We start from the raw sequence: 20998 nt of genomic DNA, 5'->3' as shown, positions 1-20998 counted from the left end.
TACTTTGCCTAGCCCCTATAATGTTTAAGGAAAATAAAAAAAGCAACCAAGCGGTTGCTTTTTTTATTAATGAATGTAGTTATAGCTTGAAGCTTCACTTGCAGAGATCGTACGTGATGATACTACACCAGCACCGTGACCATAGTTCATTTCTGAAACTTTAACTGAACCATTGCTTCCAACGCTTTCAACGTATGCAACGTGTCCATAAGCACCAGCAGATGATTGTAAAATCGAACCTGCTTTTGGTGTGTTATTTACAGTGTAACCTGAAGCAGCAGCAGCACTTGCCCAGTTTCTAGCGTCTCCCCAAGTTGAACCAATTTTACCGCCAACTTTATCGTATACATAGTATGTACATTGACCAGAAGTGTATAAATTGTTTGAAGAACCTGAAGTGCTAGCGATTGAGTTAGCAGAGCTTGATGGTGCAGTTTGAGTAGTTACTTTGATGTTATGGTTAGAAGTTGAGTGAGAAACTGCTCCTCTTCCACCAGTTGTATTGTTGTTTGCTGTATATGATTGAGTTGCGTGTGCAGTTGACCCAGCATTGTTTGAATAGTGAGCATTACTATTGTTATGGTGGTTAGCTTGGCTTGGATTCCAGTTACCTTGCCAATCGTAGTGATAGTTACCTTGTTGATCTATTGTGTAAGTGTAGCTGTATGACGTAGGATCATTTGGATTATACCCACCATTATTATTTTCAGCAGCTTGTGCATCATGATGTGCAAAAGCGACAGTAGCGATTCCTGCAGTAGCGATTGTAGCTGTAGCGATTTTTTTCATTGTAAAAATATCCTCCTAAAAATTTTTTCAATAATTTTTCCCAATGTCACGCCTCAAAAGCGTGGTTAAAACGACAAGAATTAATATAGCAAAAAAAATAGCTTTTGTGCGCAATGTTATTGTTTTGTAATTTAGTTCTAATAAAGAGTAGAAATTTGTAACAAACAGCTTTAATTAATTAAATCATTAAAACTTGTCATTAAGGCATTTTTATAATTTACGAAGTAAAATTACAACAAAGATTATTACAAAGCTGTAAAATAACAGAAAATTAAAATTAGTGTTTTTCAACATTTAATAGATAGATGTTGATTTACATAAAACATATTTATAGCACTTAAATTAAACTTAAAATACATTTTGCGAGCAACTATATTAGGATTATAAAAAACATATGCTATAATATTTTAAGTAATTAAATTAAAGCTAGTCATAAATGCTGCAAGTTAGTATGGTTGGTAGCGTATTTTCTTCTCTTACTTTAATAAATTTAGTTCGCAGGAGAATGGCTAGTTTAGTAACTAATCACTATTTATAAGGAGAGAAAGTAATGATATTACGTTATTTAGCTAATGTTAAATTAGCGAAAGAATTATTTAATGCAGCGCAACCTAAATTAAAAGGTGACCAATCAATGAAAGATACTTTTGTTGACGTATTTGGTTTGCCAGAAAAATCAGTGCCTTTAGCTGGAGCGGTTGAAGCATTAAGTGCATTATTCTTTGTATTAAGTTTCGCTAGTAAAAAATTATCTCGTTTAGGTTCATTATTAACAATCGCTGTTTTAGGTGTTGCAGCTTATAAACATTTTGAAGCTGGACACGGTAAAGAAGGCGCTAAACACGCACTTGATTTATCAGGTATGGCGGCACTTAGTTTCTTAGACACTTTCGATTGTAAAAGTAAATAATTAATTACAGGATATGTTTCTTCCTGAAAAATATAGAATGAAGGAAATCATACAATAATGATGTTCCTTCATTTTTTTAGATTTACAGTGTTTACATACATGAATTTTTATAACAATTGGAGATAACAGTTAAGTTAAAAATGACGTATGAAATTGAATTACTATATTGTTTTTCAATATATATTGAATTTGTATGCTAAAGTGTTATAGAATAAATATTATAATATTTACAAAAATAATTATATTTTTAAGTATTGACATCTAAGACTAACACAACAGGAGTGATACTATGGAAGAAAAAGCATTTACAACATTAGATGAACTTTTTACCATCAATCATCAAGTCAAATCTTTTTTTAAAATAATCAAAGATCAATTTAAACTGAATTTTGAGGAAATCTACATCTTGAATATTTTAAATAACTGCAGTGGCTATGAAGTAACGGCAAAAGAAATTGCACAAAAAACCAATTTAAAACCATACTACATAACTAAAGCATTACAAAAGTTGAAAGATATGGGTTATTTAGATAAAAAACGAAGTGAACATGATGAGAGAACAGTTATTGTATTTATAAGTAGTCGAGAGAAAGCTAAAATTGAATATACCATAAATGCTTTAAATAAACATTTTTATTAATTAGTAACTAAACACATAAAACCAATTATAAGCATGACGAAAAATGCCGATAAAGTTAAATACTTTATTGGCATTTTTTATTTGCTGAAAATTATTGAGACGATTAATTTGCCTAGTACAAAATATTGAAGTCTTTTGTTTAATAATGTCGAGTGTTAAACTAAGAATGATTGAATAAGATCATAATCAATGAGGTGAATAATTTGAATAATTCCGCTATGATACATTCAGAAATTCAACAAAAGTGGATTAAGAAATTAGAAAATGTTAAAGAGCAATTTCAACAAAATGCAGATTATAATGATAAACATGCAGAATTTCCATATAATAATGTACAATGGTTAATCGATGAAGGGTACACACTAATTTCCCTACCTAAAAAATACGGTGGCGAAGGTGGATCAATTGAAGATATGGTTATTTTACAAACCTATCTAGGTTCTATTGATGGAGCAACTGCGCTATCTATTGGTTGGCATATTAGCGTCGTTGGCCAACTATATGAACAACAATTATGGGAACAGTCTATGCTAGATCGCTTTGCAAAAGATATAGTAGATGGTGCTTTAGTAAATAGAGCGATTAGTGAAGCTGAAACGGGTAGCCCAACAAGAGGGGGAAGACCAGCAACGAATGCTATACAGACAGAAGAGGGCTATACTTTAAATGGTGTTAAAACATTTACTTCAATGAGTAAACGACTAACGCACTTTATTGTAAGTGCCTACGATCAACAATCTGAACAAATTGGGTACTATCTTATACATAAAGATACGCCTGGCGTTGAAATTGCCAATAATTGGGATATGGTCGGTATGAGAGCTACAGAAAGTCATGATTTAGTACTTAATGATGTACATATTCCAAAAGAAAATTTTGTTGAAACAAGAGCAGGAGCAATAAAACCAAATGGTTGGATTCTCCATATACCTAGCACGTATTTAGGTATTGCGCAAGCAGCAAGAGACTACGCAATAGATTTTGCGAAAACTTACCAACCCAATAGTATCGATGGCACAATAGGCGAAATTGCAACGGTACAACAAAATGTGGGAAAAATGGAATCTTTACTTTTATCTGCACGCCAATTTTTATGGAGCACAGCAATGCTATACAACGATGATAATAACACCACTAAAATTTGGAACGAAACGTCAGCAAGTAAAGTGTTAGTGATGAATCAAGGATTGGAAGTTATTGATTTAGCTATGCGAATAGTAGGTGCGAAAAGTTTAGAAATGGACAGACCATTACAACGTTATTATAGAGATATGCGAGCTGGATTACATAACCCCCCAATGGAAGATATGGCTTATACAAATATTGCCAAATCTGTACTAGACTTATTTTAATTATAATTTTATGCCAAGAGCTTAAAAGCTAAGTGATTAGTTTTTAAGCTTTTTTATGTGAAGAACACTGTGCTTTAAGCAATTAAAAAATATTGCAAAATTCTATAAATTTATATTGTAAAAGTAAGAATAATTTTTTATAATGAATTGGTACTGATAATCATTTTCAATGGAGGCTAGTTTATGAAAAAATTATTATTGCCGTTAATTGCTCTAGTACTTATTCTTGCTGCATGTGGTAATAAAAAAGATAGTGACGATAAAAGTAAAAAAGAGGCTACTAAATCATATACATTAGATAGTGGTAAGAAGATAGATATACCTAAAGATCCAAAACGTATTGCTGCAGTTGCACCTACATATGCGCCTGGTCTTAAATATTTAGGAGCTAATCTCGTCGCGGTAAGCAATCAAGTCGATCAAAGTAGTGTTATTAAAGATAAATTTAAAGGTGTTACAAAAATTGGGGATAATGATGTAGAAAAGGTGGCAAAAGAAAAACCTGATTTAATCATTGTATATTCTACAGATAAAAATATTAAAAAATATCAAAAGATTGCACCAACTATCGTGTTTGACTTTAATAAACATAAATACTTAGAACAACAAAAAGAGTTGGCTAAAATTGTCGGCAAAGAACAAGAAGAGCAAAAATGGGAAAAAGATTGGAAAGCTAAAACTAAATCTGACGCAGCAGAAATTAAATCACATATAGGCAAAGATGCAACGGTATCAATTTTCGATGAATTCGATAAAAAACTTTACACTTATGGAGATAACTGGGGTAGAGGCGGCGAAGTTTTATATCAAGCATTTGGATTGAAAATGCCGACTAAACTTGAAGAATTAACGAAAAAAGAAGGTTGGGCAGAAGTGAAACAAGAAAAACTTGGTGATTACGCTGGCGATTATATTGTGTCAACAAGACAAGGTAAAGCTAAACCAAGTTATGAATCGACAGATTTATGGAAAAACTTACCTGCAGTCAAGCAAAATAAAGTTGTTAATGTAGATGCAACATCATATTGGTATAATGATCCATATACTTTAGATTATATGCGTAAGGATTTAAAGAAAAAATTATTAGAAAAATAAAATAACATAAATGTTTTATCAGTGAATGGTTTTATAGGGAAAGTTAAACAGCAGAGACATAAATGGCTCTGATTAAATATAAACGTCAATTTCTAACGTAGTAACGTTGAAATTGACGTTTTTTATTTAACTAATATTTCAACTATGACAAAAATGAATCATATGCTGTAACATGTTGTTTTATATTTATGGTAAAAAAGAAAGAGTAATATGTAAAAAAATAATGTTAACTAACTATTATTAAAAGTTAACATTTGTGTTATAATTTTGCTCATGTGAGGAGGAATGGATATGTCCACAAAAAATTTAGTGTATACGGCATTAATGACTGCAATAATTGCAGTAATGGGAGTTATACCTTCAATTCCACTTCCTTTTATGCCCGTACCTATAGTTTTTCAAAATACAGGTATTTTCTTAGCAGGTATTTTGTTAGGTAGAAAATATGGAACAATTAGTGTCATTGTATTTTTATTACTTGTAGCAACAGGATTACCGTTATTATCAGGCGGTAGAGGTGGTATAGGCGTGTTTGTAGGGCCTTCTGCTGGTTTCTTATTTCTATATCCCGTTGTAGCATTTTTAATCGGCTTAGTAAGAGATAAATATTTTGAAAAAATTAACTTTATAGTATTAATTGTGACAACATTATTGATAGGCGTCTTATTACTTGATATATTAGGAACAATAATTATGGGTCTTATTACAAATTTACCGGTGACTAAAGCAATTAGTTTGTCGTTTGTCTTTATGCCTGGTGACATTATAAAAGCAATTTTAGCGAGTATCATCGGTAATGTGATGTTAAATCATAGCAGGTTTAAACAATTAATAAATTAATCTTGAATTTTCTTTGAAAGGAATAATAGTCTATGTGTGCTATAACGATGCGTAATATTTATCAATCTGGTCAATTGAAAATGGAAGACGATAATAAATTAATTTATTTAACACCTAGTGAACCAATAGTTTATGTTTCAAACTACTGGTTATATAAACAAATGCCTTCGGTAAAACAGTGGGTTAAAGATATTGAAACACAATCGACAATGCATAAAGCACAGAGGTCTAATCATTTATCATTTAGCTTTCCTGAAAATGAAAGACCAAATGACCAATTACTTAAAGAAATTAAAGACAAAGACTTTGAAATAAGTTACTTAGAACTTTATGCAATTAATCCAGAAGAATTACATTTTGATACGACGATTGATATAGATGTTCAATTTGTTACGCAAGAGAACATAGAAGATTATTTGAATATTCATCAAATTTTTGCACAACCTTTTGGTGATGATTACCTTCAAGAAAGTACTGAAATAATTCGAAATCAATTTGTTTATGATGATAAAGACAGAATTATTGCATATAAAGATACAATACCAGTTGGTATTATGGACTTAATCAAAAGCGAAGATACGATAGAGATTGATGGCTTCGGTGTTTTACCCGATTATCAACGACAAGGTATAGGTCAAGTTATGCAAAGTTTTGTTGCTACAGTTGCAAATAATAGAACGATTATATTAGTGGCTGACGGAGAAGATACTGCGAAAGATATGTATTTAAAACAAGGCTATGTTTACATAAGTTATCGTTACAATGTCCTTAAAGAACAAATAAATTAGAGAAAAGCTGTTAACGCTTCTATTGATAGAAGCGTTAACAGCTTTTTATTCGTTCAGGATGACTATACACGTTAAAGTTGCCATCACGAATAAAGCCTATGGCAGTTATATTTAAATCGTCAGCTAACTGGACAGCTAAAGTGGTAGGCGCAGACTTTGACAAAATAACGCCAACTCCGATTTTAGCAGCTTTAATTAAAATTTCTGACGAGATGCGACCACTAAAAATCAGTACTTTATCGCGTACTGGAATATGGTTTTTAATACAATAGCCATATAATTTGTCTAATGCATTATGTCTACCAATATCTTGTCTATGTTCAAAGAAATCTTGGCCGTCACTAATTGCGCCATTGTGCAAGCCGCCCGTTTGTTTAAATAGGGCGCTAGCATTTTGCAGTTGTGACATCATCGAAAGAATTTGTGCTGGCGTTAATGTTATTTTAGACATTGAAGTTTTAGCTATGGCAGCATCATTTTGAAAATAAAACTCTCTACTTTTACCACAACAAGATGCAATCATACGCTTTGTAGAATATTGAAATCGCGTCCCTAGTTGTTTTGTTAATTCTACGTGAGCAAATCCTTTACTATCGTCAATTTGCAATGACTTTAACTCATCATATTTAAGGATGGCACCTTCAGATGCTAAAAATCCTAAAGTTAATTCATCCATATTATTTGGACTACAAATAACTGTAGCAAATTCTTCACCATTGACCATAATCGTTAAAGGGAACTCTGTGACGTAACTATCTTGCGTATTTACCAATTCACCATTTTCGTAGCGTACAATGGGTTGGTCTTTTAAAACATCTTCATTCATGTGACCCAACTCCTTTTATCTTAATTATTATTTTATCGTACATTGTATGGTAGATAAATGATTAGGTGTTAGCTAAGGAAATAAAAATAGTTTGTAACATCGTGTAAGTAAACTATAATAGAAGTAAATAAGTAAACTTAAGTAAACAAAGTGAGGTTCTAAAATGGCAAGTATTAGAGATATAGCGCGTGAGGCAAACGTTAGCCCTGGTACTGTTTCACGCGTGTTAAATAATGATCCCTCTCTCTCTGTAGCTCAAAACACTAGAGAAAGAATTTTTTCAATTGCTGAAAAACTGCGATATGAAAAAGTGACACGTACAAATAAAAGCATTCAATTAATTACATACGCATCAAAAGAACGTGAAATGTCCGACCCATATTATAGAGAGATTCGTTTAGCTATAGAATCGGAGGTAAAGCGGTTAAAGTTATCATTGAAAAAAACGATTCGTATCGACGGCACAGCGCACGCGCTTGATGAGCAAAAAATTGCTAAAGCAGGTGCCTTAATCGTAATAGGCAACTTTTCTGTCGAAGCTTTGGAACAACTTTATGCAATTAATCCTAATTTAGTCGTTATTAATAATCCACAAACGCCTCAATACATAGATGCTGTATATTCTAATATCGAAGATGCGATGTACAATTTATTAACTAAAATACAAAGTATAGGTCATTCAACTATTGGTTATATGGGCGGGTTACATACGACTAGAGATTTAACAGGCAATGCAACAATGAGTGAAAATGACCCAAGATACAAAGTATATAAAAAATGGTGCAACGATAATAATATTGAACATCAAGCTTACTTATGTGGCTGGAATAAAGAACAAAGTGCTGAGCAATTAAAAGTATTAATAGAGAAGGGACAATTACCAGAAGTATTTATTGCTGGAAACGACATGGTAGCTATTGGTATTATTCAGCAATTATTACAACATAGTATACAATTACCCAATGATATTAAACTGATTAGTTTTAATGATTTAGAAGTGATTCAATATGTAACACCAAGTATTAGTAGTGTACATATTGCAATTGATGAATTTGGACGTAGTGCAGTGAAAATGGCTGAAGAGCGAATTCATAATTTGAGATCTGTTGCGCAACATATTGTTGTCGAAGCAAGATTAATAGAACGCACAACTTTTAAAACACAATGATAAAATATTGACAGGTTAATAAGTAAACAAGTAAACTTTAATTGTGTTTACTATTCGTAATTTAAAAAATTAAGGGGTGGGAGAAATGTTAGAATCTTTGAAGACTAAGTTTGCAACGATTTTTGACGCTGAACCGACACATTATGCATTTGCTCCGGGAAGAATTAATCTTATCGGCGAGCATACTGATTATAATGGAGGTTATGTATTTCCAGCAGCAATTGAATTAGGCACTTATGGTTTAGCACGTAAACGTGAAGATAATAAAATCAATGTTTACTCGTTGAATTTTGAAGAAAAAGGAATTATTTCTTTTGATTTAAATAACTTGGCATATGATGAAAGCCATGATTGGGCTAACTACGTTAAAGGCGTTATTAAATATTTGCTAGCTTCCTTTCCGTCTATTAATCAAGGCTTTGACATTATTTATGAAGGAAATATACCTAACGGTGCAAGTTTATCATCATCAGCTTCAATAGAACTTGTCAGTGGTTGGCTTGTTAAAAGTTTATTTGAACTTGAGCTTGATAGATTAAGTTTAGTGAAAATTGGACAAAAAGTTGAGAATAACTATATTGGTGTTAATTCTGGCATTATGGACCAATTTATAATTGGTCTAGGTAAAAGGGAACACGCCATATTACTTGATACAGGTACTTTAAAATATGATTATGTACCAGCTTATTTTGGAGATTATGTAATATCAATTATGAATACGAATAAACGTCGGTCATTAACCGAGTCTAAATATAACGAGCGTCGTGCCGAATGTGAGGCAGCATTAGCATCATTACAACAAGAACTGACGATTGAACATTTATGTGATATTGATATATCTACATTTGAACGTTATCAACATTTAATAGACAATACGACTAATCTAAAGAGAGCACGTCATGCGATTAGCGAAAATGAAAGAACGAAACAAGCACATGAGATGTTGTCGAACAATCAATTTACTGCATTTGGCCAATTACTCAACGATTCACACGAATCATTGAAAAACGATTATGAAGTTACAGGTTTAGAGTTAGATACTTTAGCTGAAACTGCGCAATCTATTGAGGGCGTTTTAGGCGCAAGAATGACTGGTGCAGGTTTTGCAGGTTGTGCTATCGCATTAGTACATAAAGATAGTGTTAAGGCATTAGAACAAGAAGTAACTGCAACTTATACAGAGAAAATTGGCTATGCGCCATCGTTTTATCATGTGAATATTAGTGACGGCGTTAAAAGTTTAAATTAATTTATTAATGAGAGGAAGATTCATATGTCAGTACTCGTACTAGGCGGAGCAGGCTATATTGGTAGCCATTGCGTACATCAACTTATAGAAAAAGGCTATGATGTTGTCGTTATCGATAATTTAGGTACAGGACATAAAGCATCGGTTAATGCGCAAGCTCGATTTTATGCAGGCGATATTAGAGATAAAGCATTTTTAGATGAAGTATTTAATAAAGAAAATATCGAAGGCGTGTTCCATTTTTGTGCTTACTCATTAGTGGGAGAATCTGTAGAGAAACCACTCACTTATTTCAATAATAATATTCATGGATTACAAACGTTATTAGAGGTTATGTACGATTATAACGTGGATAAAATCATATTTTCTTCAACTGCAGCAGTATATGGAGAACCGAATTCAATTCCCATTAATGAAGATGATACGACTAATCCTACTAGTCCTTATGGAGAAAGTAAGTTAGTTATGGAAAAAATGATGCGTTGGTGTCATGAAGCGTATGGCATTAATTTTGCGGCCTTACGTTATTTTAATGTGGCAGGTGCTAATCCAGATGGCAATATTGGTGAAGACCATAGACCTGAAACGCATTTAATACCTATCGTTTTACAAGTTGCTTTAGGTCAACGTGACAACTTAACAGTGTTTGGTGATGATTATAATACGCCAGATGGTTCATGTATTAGAGATTATTTACACGTTGAGGATTTAATAGCTGCACATATTCTAGCCTTTGATTATTTGAAAAATGGAGGAGCTTCAGGCGCATTTAATTTAGGTAGTAGTCAAGGTTATTCCGTATTTGAAATATTAGAAGCGGCACGTGAGGTAACAGGTGAAGAGATTAAAGCTGAAGTTGGTAAAAGAAGAGCAGGCGATCCAGGTACATTAGTTGCATCAAGTGATAAAGCTAAATCATTGTTAGGTTGGGTTCCGCAACATGACGATATTAAAGAAATCATACAAGATGCATGGAAATGGCATCAAGCTCATCCGCATGGCTACACGCAGGAAGAAGGTTAAGCAATGTTACTCAATAAACAACTCGTAAATCAGTTTATCAAGTACACTGTAGATATGGGTGAATTTGATACATTAGATGCTATGTATGTACAAAATAAACTCATCGCTATACTTAATGCTCAAGGCATTGAAGATGTAACAATAGATTCTGTTTCGTCGATGACGCCAAATGAGATCGCACAGTTATGGATTGAAGAAGCGGTTAAGACAGGCGCTATCGAAGGTGAACTTTACAATAAGGAAATGATAGAGGCTCAAATACTTGATTTAATAACGCCTAAACCGTCAACTATAAATAATCACTTTTGGCAACAACATCAAGAAGATCCAAAGCTTGCAACTGATTATTTTTATAAGATAGCTAAACGCAATCATTATGTTAAAGAAGACGCTATCGCTAAAAATATTAGTTATAATGTTGCAACCGATTATGGGGATATAGAAATAACAATAAATTTATCAAAACCAGAAAAAGACGGTAAACAAATAGCTAAAGAAAAAAATGCGACTGCAAGTGCCTACCCACAATGTGCGCTATGCTTTGAAAACGAAGGATATATTGGGAGTGTATTACAAGCAGCTAGAACGAATCATCGCATTATTCGTATGAATTTAGGAGGCAACGAATGGGGATTCCAATACTCTCCATATGCTTATTTTAATGAACATAGTATCGTATTATCGCGTACACATGAACCAATGGAAATTAATCAACAAACATTTGAAAATTTAGTAGCGTTTGTTCAACAATTTCCACATTATTTTATAGGTTCGAATGCAGATATTCCGATTGTAGGTGGCTCAATTTTATCACACAATCATTATCAAGCAGGCCGTCATGAATTTCCTATGGATAGAGCTACAACTAAAGAAACTTTTAAGTTAACATCCTTTCCTGACATTGAAGCAACGACTTTAAAATGGCCAATGAGTGTTATTAGATTAAAAAGTAAAAATAGCGAACAATTAATTAAAGCTGCTACTTATGTAATGGATCAATGGAATAATTATTCGGATAGTAGCGTTGATATAAAAGCTTATAGTGACGATGGCACAAGACATCATACTGTAACGCCGATAGTACGTTATAACAACGACCAATATGAAATTGATATTGTTTTACGCGACAATCAAACGTCGACTGAATATCCTGACGGAATTTTCCACCCACATCAAGATGTACAACATATTAAAAAAGAAAACATTGGGCTAATCGAAGTGATGGGTACGGCAATTTTACCTGGAAGATTAAAAAGTGAACTTGCCGATGTAAAAAACTATTTACTTGGAAAGACTAATAATGATTTAGGACCTCATAAACAATGGGCAGACACGATGGCTCAAAATTATAAAATTGATAGTAATAACATTGATGATATTATAGATAGAGAAGTAGGACTTAAATTTAACAGAGTATTAGCAGATGCAGGTGTATTTAAAGATGACGAACAAGGTAATAATGCGTTTAAACAATTTTTAAACGTACTTTAAAAAGGATGATAAATTCATCCTTTTTTTTTATATTTCACAAGTCTATAATTAAAATAAATAGGGGGAAATAAAATGAATATAAAAAAATTATTAGTTGGTATTACTACTGCAAGTGTAGTATTAGCGGGTTGCTCAAATTCTGGAAGTGACCACAAAAGCAAAGAAAGTTCTAAAAGTGATGCAAATAAAGAGCAACATATTACAGTTTCTGCAGCAGCAAGTTTAACTGACGTGAACAAAGATTTAGCTAAAGCATTTAAGAAAGACCATAAAAATACAAAGATCTCATTTAATTATGGTGGTTCTGGTGCGTTAAGACAACAAATTGAAAAAGGTGCACCAAGTGACGTTTTGATGTCTGCAAATACAAAAGATGTTGATATGTTAGTAAAAGATAAGAAAGCAACACATACATATAATTATGCACAAAATAAACTAGTGCTTATCGGTGGTAAAGATAGTAAATACAAATCCGTAAAAGATATTAAGAAAGGCGATAAATTAGCTATAGGCGAGACTAAGTCCGTCCCTGCAGGTAAATATGCCGAACAATATTTAAAAGACCAAAAGTTATATAACGATGTTAAACCAAACTTGGTATATGCTAAAGATGTTCGCCAAGTATTGAATTACGTAGAAAAAGGCAACGCGCAATTAGGTTATGTTTATAAAACGGATTTAGCGCAAAGCCAAAAAAATGGAAACAATAAAGTTAAAGAAATTAATGCAGCTAAGTTGAATAAACCAATTACTTACAAAGCAGCAACGACTTCTAATAAAAAAGCAGCTAAAGAATGGGTAGATTTCTTAAAAACGAAAGATGCTAAAAAAATTATGAAAAAATATAAGTTTGAAGAATAGTAACTGAAGGAGGTAGAGCGATGATCGATTTAACACCATTTTGGATATCAATAAAAGTAGCAGTTATTAGTACGATCATCGTTTTCTTCATCGGTGTCATAGTCGCAAGATGGCTCTATAGTAGACATGGTATAATCGCTAGGTTATTGGAAAGTATGATTGTGTTGCCCATTGTTTTACCTCCGACAGTGATGGGTTTTATATTGCTTATTATTTTTTCACCTAAAAGTCCTGTCGGTCAATTTTTTAGTCATGTATTGCACTTACCTGTCGTGTTTACTATGACAGGCGCAATTATTGCTTCTATTATTGTAAGTTTCCCTTTAATGTATCAACACACAGTGCAAGGTTTTAGAGGGATTGATAAAAAAATGTTGAATACTGCGCGTACGATGGGAGCAAGTGAAAATAAAATTTTTACACAACTCATCTTACCTTTGTCGAAACGTTCTATTTTATCTGGTGTAATGATGAGTTTTGCGAGAGGTATTGGCGAATTCGGTGCTACATTAATGGTAGCTGGTTACATACCAAATAAGACAAACACATTGCCATTAGAAATATACTTCTTGGTGGAACAAGGTAAAGAAAATCAAGCTTGGTTATGGGTACTTGTTTTAGTTGCCTTTGCAATAACGATAATTGGTACAATCAATGTCTTGAACAAAGAACGTTATTTGGAGGGTGATTAGATGCTTACCATTAAACTAAAACATCAGCTAAAAAATACTCCGATAGCGATTGATATTAATGATCAAGAGCCTAAAATATACGCTTTAAGAGGCCCGTCTGGCATAGGTAAAACAACTGTATTAAACATGATTGCAGGCTTAAGACAACCTCACGAAGCACTTATTAAAGTGAATAATAATGTGTTAACCAATACTGAAGCTAATGTGAATGTCAAAATTCAGCAACGAAATATAGGTTATTTATTTCAAGATTATCAATTATTTCCTAATATGAATGTCTTGAAAAATATAACCTTTATGACTCCATATTCACGACATATCGAAGACTTAATGTCAGAGCTGAACATAGCGCATTTAGTTGAGCAATATCCATATACATTATCTGGTGGTGAGTCTCAACGTGTTGCATTAGCACGTACACTGAGTACAAAACCAGATTTAATATTGTTAGATGAACCATTCTCTAGTTTAGATGATTATACTAAAGATGAAAGTATAAAAATCGTCAACAATGTGTTTGAAGAATGGCAAATACCTATTATATTCGTGACACATTCAAATTATGAAGCAGAACAATTAGCGCATGAAATTATTACATTTGGTAATTAAGCGCATTACATAAACAAAGATGAATCCCTTTACTTATTATCGAGTAAAGGGATTTTTTAGGATTATTTGTCGTGTTCTGATTTTAATACATTGTTGATCGCAGCTACCATTTTTTTGGCTTTGGAATAATTGATATACCACATGATGAAATAAATGATGATAAAAATAAGCGTGAACATTAAAATAGCGGAGATATATAATGGAAACCAGCCAGACAAAATAGCTAACGGTAAAAACCCTATATACGAAATAACAAAATGCATTACGGTAGTTTTAGTAATGCGCCAGTCGGTATGCGTGCGAGTAAACTTATATATTGAAATATCAATCCAATGCACAATAACATATAGACGAATAAAGTAATTTACTAGATAAACGTTGTTGTTTTGTTTATAAAATTCTATTTCATTACAGATATTAACCATTTTAAAATGATTGTGACTCACCATAGATAGATTTATAATGGATGTAATGTATTTAAGAGAGGACAATGACAGTGGATAATAATCGCTATTCAAGACAAATACGATTCAAAGGTATTGGTCAAGAGGGACAAACTTTAATAGCACAAGCCCACGTCACTATTATAGGTATGGGGGCTCTAGGATCACATCTTGCCGAAGGTTTAGTAAGAGCGGGTATTGGTGAATTAACAATAGTAGATAGAGATTATATTGAAGAAAGTAATTTACAGCGACAAACGTTGTATTCTGCAAATGATGCGGTTGAAGCGTTACCTAAAGTTATCGCAGCAAAACAAGCATTGCACGCTATTAGTAAAGACGTGACGATTAACACATTTATTGAACAAGTTGACTATGCTTTTTTAGAAGCACATAGTCGTGAAGTGAATTTAATTTTAGATGCTACAGATAATTTTGACACTAGAATGTTAATCAATGATTTTGCCTTTAAAAATAATATTCCATGGATATACGGTGGTGTCGTACAAAGCACTTACGTTGAAGCACCATTTATACCAGGAGAGACACCTTGCTTTAACTGCTTATTACCACAACTTCCTGCGATTAATTTAACATGTGATACGGTAGGTGTTATTCAACCTGCTGTCACAATGACGACGAGTTTACAACTGAAAGATGCACTTAAAATTATTACGGGTAATGATGTTCCGGCAAAATATACTTATGGAGATATTTGGAATGGTGAACATCACGTGTTTGGTTTTAGTCGGGTGTCAGATGATGATTGTTATACATGTGGAGCAAACCCCGCATTTCCACATTTAAATAAGCAAGCACATGAGTATGCTTCATTGTGTGGTAGAGATACGGTGCAATATCAAAATAAACATATTTCCCAGGAAATGTTAGTAAACTTCTTAGTAGAAAATAATATTGATTATAAATCAAATGATTATCTCATTATGTTTCGTTATGATGGGTATCGCTTAGTCAACTTTCAGGACGGGAGATTTCTCATTCATAATATGTCACAAGCGAGTGAAGCGGCAAAACTGATGAATCAATTATTTGGGTAAAATGGGGGCGAAGTTATGCATAGTGATATTAAATTAACACGGAAAATACAAAGTGCAGTGTTGACGATTTCTGATACGAGAGATTATAAGACGGATAAAAGTGGTCAATTGATTAAGTCTATACTTGCAGAAGAAAATGTTGAAGTAAGAGAAGAAGCATACAAAATTGTTAAAGATGAACCACAAGCCATACAGACTCAAATTGGACAGTGGTTAAAGTCTGATGTTGATGTCATTATAACTACTGGAGGTACCGGTATATCACCGCGAGATATTACTATAGAAACAATTCGACCATTATTTACGAAAGAGATAGAGGGTTTTGGTGAATTGTTTAGATATTTAAGCTATACCGAAGATGTAGGTACAAAAGCATTATTATCTAGAGCTGTAGCAGGTACGGCGAATGATAAATTAATATTTTGTCTACCAGGTTCTTCAGGCGCCGTGACATTAGCACTAAATAAATTAATTAAGCCTGAATTGAATCATTTAGTACACGAATTAACAAAATAATTGGGCATGATGTAACCATTTTTTTAAAATGATTTCACTGCCCAATATAGTTACTATTGTTGACGCGTATAGTTACCTGATTTACCGCCAGTTTTTGAAGAAAGGTAAGTTTCACCGATAACCATCCCTTTATCTAAAGCTTTTGTCATGTCGTAAACGGTTAATGCCACAACAGATGCAGCCGTCAAAGCTTCCATTTCAACGCCGGTTTTACCTGTCGTTGAAACTGAAGTTGTAATATTAAGTGTATAATCATTGTCGTTAGTAACCCAGTCAAAACTAACATCGATGCCACTTAAAGGTAAGGGATGGCACATTGGTATGATTGTTGATGTATTTTTGGCTGCCATGACACCAGCAATTTGAGCCGTATTAAGCACGTTACCTTTTTGGTTGATATGTTCAACGATTTGTTGATAAATATCGGCATTAACAGTAATGCTAGAATGTGCTATAGCAGTACGTTTTGTATCGCTTTTATCCGATACATCGACCATTTTTGCATTACCTTGTTCATTAATATGTGTGAAATTTGACATAATATACCTCCTAAACAATTCATAGTATAACATGGAGCAAATAAGAAAGGGGACTCGGAATGACAGTAGAAAAAAGAAATCCAATCGCAGTAAGAGAAGCAATTGCGCGAGTGATGAAACAAGACATTACCATGCCTACAATAGAAGTACCTTTGCAACAAAGTTTGGATCATGTGCTAGCGCAAGACATTATAGCGACTTACGATATACCTAGATTCAACAAATCACCTTACGACGGCTTTGCAATAAGAAGTGAAGATTCGGTTGGTGCAAGTGGCGCGCATCGCATTGAATTTAATGTTATTGATCACATTGGAGCGGGTTCAGTTTCTAATAAAAAGTTAGGGTCTCATGAAGCAGTTAGAATAATGACAGGTGCTGAATTACCTCAAGGTGCCGATGCTGTAGTTATGTTAGAACAAACGGTAGAAAAAGAAAGTTCATTTACGATTAGAAAACCGTTTGAAACATATGAAAATGTATCGTTAAAAGGCGAAGAGACCACGACTGGTGATATTGTGTTGAAAAAAGGACAACATCTCAATGCAGGTGGTATTGCTGTTTTAGCTACATATGGTTATCAAAATGTCACTGTTTATAAAAAACCTAGCGTCGCGATTATAGCTACTGGTAGTGAATTATTGGACGTTAGTGATGAACTTGAACCGGGTAAAATTCGTAATTCTAATGGACCAATGATTCAAGCCTTAGCTACTAAAGTTGGTTTAGAGGTAGAAACATATAAAATACAACAAGATGATTTAGAAAGCAGTATTCAAGTAGTTAAAGAAGCCAAAAGCAAACATGATATGGTGATTACTACAGGTGGCGTGTCAGTTGGAGACTTTGATTATTTACCGGCGATTTATGAAGCATTAGATGCCAATGTTTTATTTAACAAAGTTGCCATGCGCCCAGGCAGTGTAACGACTGTTGCCGTAGCAGATAATACTTATTTATTTGGTTTATCTGGGAATCCATCTGCTTGCTTTACAGGTTTTGAATTATTCGTAAAGCCTGCCCTTAACAAGATGACAGGCGCAAATGCTTGTTATCCGCAACTAGTTAAAGCGACATTAATGGAAGACTTTACAAAACCAAACCCATTTAGTCGTTTTATCAGAGCGAAAGCAAGGTTCACAGGTGGCGAGATGACAGCTGTACCGTCTGGATTTAATAAGTCTGGTGCAGTTGTAGCCATAGCACATAGTAATGCGATGATTATGTTGCCGGGTGGTACGAGAGGCTATAAAAAAGGTCGTACGGTGGATGTTATTTTGACCGAATCATCTAGTTACGAAGAGGAATTATTAATATGATTTTGCAAATTGTCGGTTATAAAGATTCAGGAAAAACAACATTAATGAGACGTACAATTCATCTGTTAAAATCGTTTGATTTAAAAGTTGCCACAATTAAAAATCATGGTCATGGTGGTGAAATAAAACTTCAAGATAGCACTGTCGACCATATGAAACATTTTTCTGCTGGCGCTGATCAAAGCATAGTTCAGGGAGCAAATTACCGTCAAACAGTTACTCATGTAGCAAAACAAAATCTTAAGGAACTCATTGCTGAATCTGTTACAATAGATAGTGACATAATCTTAGTAGAAGGTTTTAAAGAAGCACCGTATGATAAAGTTATCGTTTATCAATATCAAGCAGATTATCATAAGTTAACACAATTATCTAACGTGCAATATCATATTAATTTGAGGGAAGCACAAGCTTATAAACAATATGAAAGATGGTTACTTACTTTTCTACGTACAAAAGGACTGATTGAATGAAACAGTTTGAAGTCACAAATATGCCCATTCAAACTGAGCAATATAGAGAATTTGTAGTGGATGCTACAAAAGGTGCTGCTGTTGTATTTACTGGTCATGTGAGAGAATGGACAAAAGGGATTAAAACTGAGTATTTAGAGTATGAAGCCTATGTACCGATGGCAGAAAAGAAACTCGCGCAAATTGGCGAAGAAATTACTGTACGTTGGCCAGAAACGAATACGGCAATTGTTCATAGAATAGGCGCGTTAAATATCTCTGACATAGCAGTATTGATTGCAGTATCCTCACCTCATAGAAAAGATGCCTATGAAGCAAATGAATATGCGATAGAACGTATAAAAGAGATAGTGCCCATTTGGAAAAAAGAAATATGGGAAGATGGTGCCGAATGGCAAGGCCATCAAAGAGGGTATCATGAAGATGCAATAGAAGGAGGCTAGGAATGAAAGTCTTATATTTTGCAGAAATAAAAGAAATTTTAGCTAAACAGTCAGAAGAAATAGCTTTGGATAGTACACTGACTGTCGAACAATTTAAAATTAATTTACTTGAACAATATCCAGTATTAAAAAATAAAACTTATCAAGTAGCCGTTAATGAAGAATTTGTTAAAGACGATGACATCGTGCAACAAAATGATACGGTTGCGTTGATACCACCAGTTAGCGGAGGTTAATATAGAGATGAAAGCAATAATCCTTGCCGGTGGGCGTTCAGAAAGATTTGGCGCTCAAAAAGCATTTGCAGAAATACAAGGACAGTATTTTTATCAACGCATCATAGATGTGCTTGAAGCAACAAACATGTTTAATAAAATAATCATTAGTACAAATGAAGCATTAGCGCCAAAATTTGATTATAGTGATGTCGTCATTGACGCACCGCAATTTAAAGATAAGGGTCCATTGGCAGGACTTTGCACAGTCATGAAACAATATGACGATGAGTTGTTTTTCGTAGTATCTGTAGATACACCGATGATTTCTAAAAAAGCGATTAGTAAACTTTATCAATTTATGGTAGCACATTTAATAGAAGATAAATTAGATATCGCAGGTTTTATCGCAGACAACTATCCAATTCCGACAATAGCATTTTATAGTCCGAAAACATTACAATATATTGAACAAGCTTTAAATTCTGACGATTATAGCTTCAAAAATGTATATAACCAAGTAGACCATGCATGGTTAAACGTTGAAGACATTGATGCACCAGAATATTGGTTTAAAAATATTAATTATCAGCAAGATTTGGACTCTTTAGAACAAGTGTTAAATAAATAAGGAGGTCCTTAAAATGGTTCAACAAATAACTGATAAATTAGGTAGACCGATCCGAGACTTAAGATTATCAGTTACCGATCGGTGTAACTTTCGTTGTGATTATTGCATGCCGAAAGAAATATTTGGAGATGACTACGTCTTTCTCCCAAAAGACGAATTATTAACTTTTGATGAGATGACGCGTATTGCCAAAGTCTATACGCAACTTGGAGTGAAGAAAATACGTATTACAGGTGGGGAACCACTAATGCGTAGAGATTTATATAAGTTAATAGAACAGTTGTCGCAAATAGATGCTATCGAAGATATAGGTTTAACTACAAATGGATTACTGTTGAAAAAGCACGGCCAAAATTTATACGCTGCAGGTTTAAGAAGAATAAACGTGAGTCTTGATGCTATTGATGACAAAGTCTTTCAAAATATAAATAATCGTAACATTAAAGCAAGTACGATATTGGACCAAATTGATTATGCTGTTAGTATTGGATTTCATGTTAAAGTGAATGTTGTTATTCAAAAAGGTGTTAATGACGATCAAATTATCCCAATGATTGAATACTTCAAAGCTAAAGACATAGAAATACGTTTTATTGAATTCATGGATGTAGGTAATGATAATGGTTGGGATTTTAGTAAAGTCGTTACTAAAGATGAAATGCTAGCAACTGTGGAACAACACTTTGATATTGCACCTGTGGACCCTGAATATTATGGTGAAGTCGCTAAATATTATCGACATTTAGACAATGGTGCAAAATTTGGCTTGATAACGAGTGTATCTCAATCGTTTTGTTCAACTTGTACACGAGCAAGACTATCATCAGATGGTAAATTTTACGGTTGTTTATTTAGTGAAGTCGATGGATTCAATGTGAAATCTTTTTTACGTTCAGGTGCAACCGACCTAGAACTTAAAACACAATTTAAAGCATTATGGAACGTTCGAGATGATCGTTATTCAGATGAACGTACTGAACAAACTGTTGCTAATCGTAAACGTAAGAAAATTAATATGAACTATATTG

At 33.5% G+C, this 20998-nt stretch carries 25 protein-coding genes; 21 read left to right on the top strand and 4 right to left on the bottom strand.

Translation table 11 applies throughout. The annotated features are described in order from the left end of the window. Nucleotides 1-66: 66 nt before the first annotated feature. A complete protein-coding gene (locus RPL90_RS04105; RefSeq protein WP_313545815.1) occupies nucleotides 67-789 on the bottom strand; it encodes a CHAP domain-containing protein in 723 nt (240 codons plus the stop codon). 550 nt (nucleotides 790-1339) lie between these two features. Between RPL90_RS04105 and RPL90_RS04100 the strand changes: the two genes are divergently transcribed. The 6 genes from RPL90_RS04100 to RPL90_RS04075 all read left to right on the top strand — a co-directional run bounded on the left by RPL90_RS04100 (nucleotide 1340) and on the right by RPL90_RS04075 (nucleotide 6414). Then, entirely contained in the window at nucleotides 1340-1699 is a 360-nt protein-coding gene (locus tag RPL90_RS04100) for a hypothetical protein (protein ID WP_313545814.1), read from the top strand. Between the two features lie 289 nt (nucleotides 1700-1988). Then, on the top strand, nucleotides 1989-2339 hold the full coding sequence (locus RPL90_RS04095; RefSeq protein ID WP_313545813.1) for a transcriptional regulator, SarA/Rot family: 351 nt from the start codon (nucleotides 1989-1991) through the stop codon (nucleotides 2337-2339). Between the two features lie 203 nt (nucleotides 2340-2542). Continuing rightward, nucleotides 2543-3691, top strand: a complete 1149-nt coding sequence (locus RPL90_RS04090) for an acyl-CoA dehydrogenase family protein (protein ID WP_313545812.1) — start codon at nucleotides 2543-2545, stop codon at nucleotides 3689-3691. Between the two features lie 183 nt (nucleotides 3692-3874). Then, nucleotides 3875-4786 carry an ABC transporter substrate-binding protein gene (locus RPL90_RS04085; protein WP_313545811.1) on the top strand — a complete coding sequence of 304 codons (912 nt, stop codon included), beginning with the start codon at nucleotides 3875-3877 and terminating at the stop codon, nucleotides 4784-4786. Between the two features lie 291 nt (nucleotides 4787-5077). Further along, nucleotides 5078-5626 (top strand): biotin transporter BioY, encoded by a 549-nt coding sequence (locus tag RPL90_RS04080; RefSeq protein ID WP_313545810.1) that lies wholly within the window; start codon nucleotides 5078-5080, stop codon nucleotides 5624-5626. A 32-nt stretch (nucleotides 5627-5658) separates the two neighbouring features. Continuing rightward, nucleotides 5659-6414 (top strand): GNAT family N-acetyltransferase, encoded by a 756-nt coding sequence (locus RPL90_RS04075; protein WP_313545809.1) that lies wholly within the window; start codon nucleotides 5659-5661, stop codon nucleotides 6412-6414. Between the two features lie 34 nt (nucleotides 6415-6448). On the opposite strand, the gene fdhD is transcribed toward RPL90_RS04075, so the two are convergent. After that, nucleotides 6449-7240 carry a formate dehydrogenase accessory sulfurtransferase FdhD gene (gene fdhD / locus RPL90_RS04070; RefSeq protein WP_313545808.1) on the bottom strand — a complete coding sequence of 264 codons (792 nt, stop codon included), beginning with the start codon at nucleotides 7238-7240 and terminating at the stop codon, nucleotides 6449-6451. Nucleotides 7241-7403: 163 nt separating this feature from the next. Between fdhD and RPL90_RS04065 the strand changes: the two genes are divergently transcribed. The 7 genes from RPL90_RS04065 to RPL90_RS04035 all read left to right on the top strand — a co-directional run bounded on the left by RPL90_RS04065 (nucleotide 7404) and on the right by RPL90_RS04035 (nucleotide 14333). Further along, nucleotides 7404-8408, top strand: a complete 1005-nt coding sequence (locus tag RPL90_RS04065; protein ID WP_313545807.1) for a LacI family DNA-binding transcriptional regulator — start codon at nucleotides 7404-7406, stop codon at nucleotides 8406-8408. Nucleotides 8409-8493: 85 nt separating this feature from the next. Next, nucleotides 8494-9657 (top strand): galactokinase, encoded by a 1164-nt coding sequence (locus tag RPL90_RS04060; RefSeq protein WP_313545806.1) that lies wholly within the window; start codon nucleotides 8494-8496, stop codon nucleotides 9655-9657. 24 nt (nucleotides 9658-9681) lie between these two features. After that, entirely contained in the window at nucleotides 9682-10680 is a 999-nt protein-coding gene (gene galE / locus RPL90_RS04055) for a UDP-glucose 4-epimerase GalE (protein ID WP_313545805.1), read from the top strand. Nucleotides 10681-10683: 3 nt separating this feature from the next. Continuing rightward, nucleotides 10684-12171 carry a UDP-glucose--hexose-1-phosphate uridylyltransferase gene (gene galT, locus RPL90_RS04050; protein ID WP_313545803.1) on the top strand — a complete coding sequence of 496 codons (1488 nt, stop codon included), beginning with the start codon at nucleotides 10684-10686 and terminating at the stop codon, nucleotides 12169-12171. A gap of 72 nt (nucleotides 12172-12243) precedes the next feature. Next, nucleotides 12244-13032 carry a molybdate ABC transporter substrate-binding protein gene (modA, locus tag RPL90_RS04045; RefSeq protein ID WP_313545801.1) on the top strand — a complete coding sequence of 263 codons (789 nt, stop codon included), beginning with the start codon at nucleotides 12244-12246 and terminating at the stop codon, nucleotides 13030-13032. Between the two features lie 20 nt (nucleotides 13033-13052). Further along, entirely contained in the window at nucleotides 13053-13724 is a 672-nt protein-coding gene (gene modB, locus RPL90_RS04040) for a molybdate ABC transporter permease subunit (protein WP_313545799.1), read from the top strand. Then, nucleotides 13725-14333 carry an ATP-binding cassette domain-containing protein gene (locus RPL90_RS04035; RefSeq protein WP_313545797.1) on the top strand — a complete coding sequence of 203 codons (609 nt, stop codon included), beginning with the start codon at nucleotides 13725-13727 and terminating at the stop codon, nucleotides 14331-14333. Nucleotides 14334-14395: 62 nt separating this feature from the next. Here the strand turns inward: RPL90_RS04035 and RPL90_RS04030 are convergent, their stop codons facing one another. Further along, nucleotides 14396-14758, bottom strand: a complete 363-nt coding sequence (locus RPL90_RS04030; protein ID WP_313545795.1) for a DUF3021 domain-containing protein — start codon at nucleotides 14756-14758, stop codon at nucleotides 14396-14398. Nucleotides 14759-14829: 71 nt separating this feature from the next. Between RPL90_RS04030 and RPL90_RS04025 the strand changes: the two genes are divergently transcribed. Together RPL90_RS04025 and RPL90_RS04020 are read left to right on the top strand one after the other, a co-directional pair. Continuing rightward, nucleotides 14830-15834, top strand: a complete 1005-nt coding sequence (locus RPL90_RS04025; RefSeq protein ID WP_398573852.1) for a ThiF family adenylyltransferase — start codon at nucleotides 14830-14832, stop codon at nucleotides 15832-15834. 15 nt (nucleotides 15835-15849) lie between these two features. Beyond that, on the top strand, nucleotides 15850-16350 hold the full coding sequence (locus RPL90_RS04020) for a MogA/MoaB family molybdenum cofactor biosynthesis protein (RefSeq protein ID WP_313545791.1): 501 nt from the start codon (nucleotides 15850-15852) through the stop codon (nucleotides 16348-16350). Nucleotides 16351-16403: 53 nt separating this feature from the next. Here RPL90_RS04020 and moaC read toward each other — a convergent pair whose 3' ends face one another. Next, the gene (moaC, locus tag RPL90_RS04015; RefSeq protein WP_313545789.1) at nucleotides 16404-16889 is read right to left on the bottom strand and encodes a cyclic pyranopterin monophosphate synthase MoaC; all 486 of its coding nucleotides are present in this window, start codon (nucleotides 16887-16889) and stop codon (nucleotides 16404-16406) included. A gap of 59 nt (nucleotides 16890-16948) precedes the next feature. Between moaC and RPL90_RS04010 the strand changes: the two genes are divergently transcribed. From RPL90_RS04010 to moaA, 6 genes are all read left to right on the top strand, one after another. Beyond that, a complete protein-coding gene (locus tag RPL90_RS04010; protein ID WP_313545788.1) occupies nucleotides 16949-18208 on the top strand; it encodes a molybdopterin molybdotransferase MoeA in 1260 nt (419 codons plus the stop codon). Further along, entirely contained in the window at nucleotides 18205-18681 is a 477-nt protein-coding gene (mobB, locus tag RPL90_RS04005) for a molybdopterin-guanine dinucleotide biosynthesis protein B (RefSeq protein ID WP_313545787.1), read from the top strand. Before RPL90_RS04010 ends, mobB begins: the two co-directional genes overlap by 4 nt. Next, a complete protein-coding gene (locus tag RPL90_RS04000; protein WP_313545785.1) occupies nucleotides 18678-19124 on the top strand; it encodes a molybdenum cofactor biosynthesis protein MoaE in 447 nt (148 codons plus the stop codon). Before mobB ends, RPL90_RS04000 begins: the two co-directional genes overlap by 4 nt. Nucleotides 19125-19126: 2 nt before the next feature. Further along, on the top strand, nucleotides 19127-19360 hold the full coding sequence (moaD, locus tag RPL90_RS03995) for a molybdopterin converting factor subunit 1 (RefSeq protein WP_313545783.1): 234 nt from the start codon (nucleotides 19127-19129) through the stop codon (nucleotides 19358-19360). A 7-nt stretch (nucleotides 19361-19367) separates the two neighbouring features. Beyond that, complete coding sequence (mobA, locus tag RPL90_RS03990; protein ID WP_313545781.1) at nucleotides 19368-19970, top strand: molybdenum cofactor guanylyltransferase MobA; 603 nt, start codon at nucleotides 19368-19370, stop codon at nucleotides 19968-19970. A 13-nt stretch (nucleotides 19971-19983) separates the two neighbouring features. After that, a partial coding sequence (moaA, locus tag RPL90_RS03985; protein ID WP_313545779.1) for a GTP 3',8-cyclase MoaA occupies nucleotides 19984-20998 on the top strand: 1015 nt, incomplete at its 3' end.

Source organism: Staphylococcus kloosii (assembly GCF_032139365.1).
Classification (GTDB): Bacteria; Bacillota; Bacilli; order Staphylococcales; family Staphylococcaceae; genus Staphylococcus; species Staphylococcus kloosii_A.
The sequence above is the reverse complement of the archived record's forward strand: the minus strand, read 5'-3'. Positions and strand labels throughout refer to the sequence as shown.

Excerpts from the sequence above, each read along its gene's own strand:
- RPL90_RS04105 (WP_313545815.1), bottom strand. The coding sequence starts at position 789 with ATGAAAAAAATCGCTACAGCTACAATCGCTACTGCAGGAATCGCTACT.
- RPL90_RS04100 (WP_313545814.1), top strand. The coding sequence starts at position 1,340 with ATGATATTACGTTATTTAGCTAATGTTAAATTAGCGAAAGAATTATTT.
- RPL90_RS04095 (WP_313545813.1), top strand. The coding sequence starts at position 1,989 with ATGGAAGAAAAAGCATTTACAACATTAGATGAACTTTTTACCATCAAT.
- RPL90_RS04085 (WP_313545811.1), top strand. The coding sequence starts at position 3,875 with ATGAAAAAATTATTATTGCCGTTAATTGCTCTAGTACTTATTCTTGCT.
- RPL90_RS04080 (WP_313545810.1), top strand. The coding sequence starts at position 5,078 with ATGTCCACAAAAAATTTAGTGTATACGGCATTAATGACTGCAATAATT.
- RPL90_RS04075 (WP_313545809.1), top strand. The coding sequence starts at position 5,659 with ATGTGTGCTATAACGATGCGTAATATTTATCAATCTGGTCAATTGAAA.
- fdhD (WP_313545808.1), bottom strand. The coding sequence starts at position 7,240 with ATGAATGAAGATGTTTTAAAAGACCAACCCATTGTACGCTACGAAAAT.
- RPL90_RS04065 (WP_313545807.1), top strand. The coding sequence starts at position 7,404 with ATGGCAAGTATTAGAGATATAGCGCGTGAGGCAAACGTTAGCCCTGGT.
- RPL90_RS04060 (WP_313545806.1), top strand. The coding sequence starts at position 8,494 with ATGTTAGAATCTTTGAAGACTAAGTTTGCAACGATTTTTGACGCTGAA.
- galE (WP_313545805.1), top strand. The coding sequence starts at position 9,682 with ATGTCAGTACTCGTACTAGGCGGAGCAGGCTATATTGGTAGCCATTGC.
- galT (WP_313545803.1), top strand. The coding sequence starts at position 10,684 with ATGTTACTCAATAAACAACTCGTAAATCAGTTTATCAAGTACACTGTA.
- modA (WP_313545801.1), top strand. The coding sequence starts at position 12,244 with ATGAATATAAAAAAATTATTAGTTGGTATTACTACTGCAAGTGTAGTA.
- modB (WP_313545799.1), top strand. The coding sequence starts at position 13,053 with ATGATCGATTTAACACCATTTTGGATATCAATAAAAGTAGCAGTTATT.
- RPL90_RS04035 (WP_313545797.1), top strand. The coding sequence starts at position 13,725 with ATGCTTACCATTAAACTAAAACATCAGCTAAAAAATACTCCGATAGCG.
- RPL90_RS04030 (WP_313545795.1), bottom strand. The coding sequence starts at position 14,758 with ATGGTTAATATCTGTAATGAAATAGAATTTTATAAACAAAACAACAAC.
- RPL90_RS04020 (WP_313545791.1), top strand. The coding sequence starts at position 15,850 with ATGCATAGTGATATTAAATTAACACGGAAAATACAAAGTGCAGTGTTG.
- moaC (WP_313545789.1), bottom strand. The coding sequence starts at position 16,889 with ATGTCAAATTTCACACATATTAATGAACAAGGTAATGCAAAAATGGTC.
- RPL90_RS04010 (WP_313545788.1), top strand. The coding sequence starts at position 16,949 with ATGACAGTAGAAAAAAGAAATCCAATCGCAGTAAGAGAAGCAATTGCG.
- mobB (WP_313545787.1), top strand. The coding sequence starts at position 18,205 with ATGATTTTGCAAATTGTCGGTTATAAAGATTCAGGAAAAACAACATTA.
- RPL90_RS04000 (WP_313545785.1), top strand. The coding sequence starts at position 18,678 with ATGAAACAGTTTGAAGTCACAAATATGCCCATTCAAACTGAGCAATAT.
- moaD (WP_313545783.1), top strand. The coding sequence starts at position 19,127 with ATGAAAGTCTTATATTTTGCAGAAATAAAAGAAATTTTAGCTAAACAG.
- mobA (WP_313545781.1), top strand. The coding sequence starts at position 19,368 with ATGAAAGCAATAATCCTTGCCGGTGGGCGTTCAGAAAGATTTGGCGCT.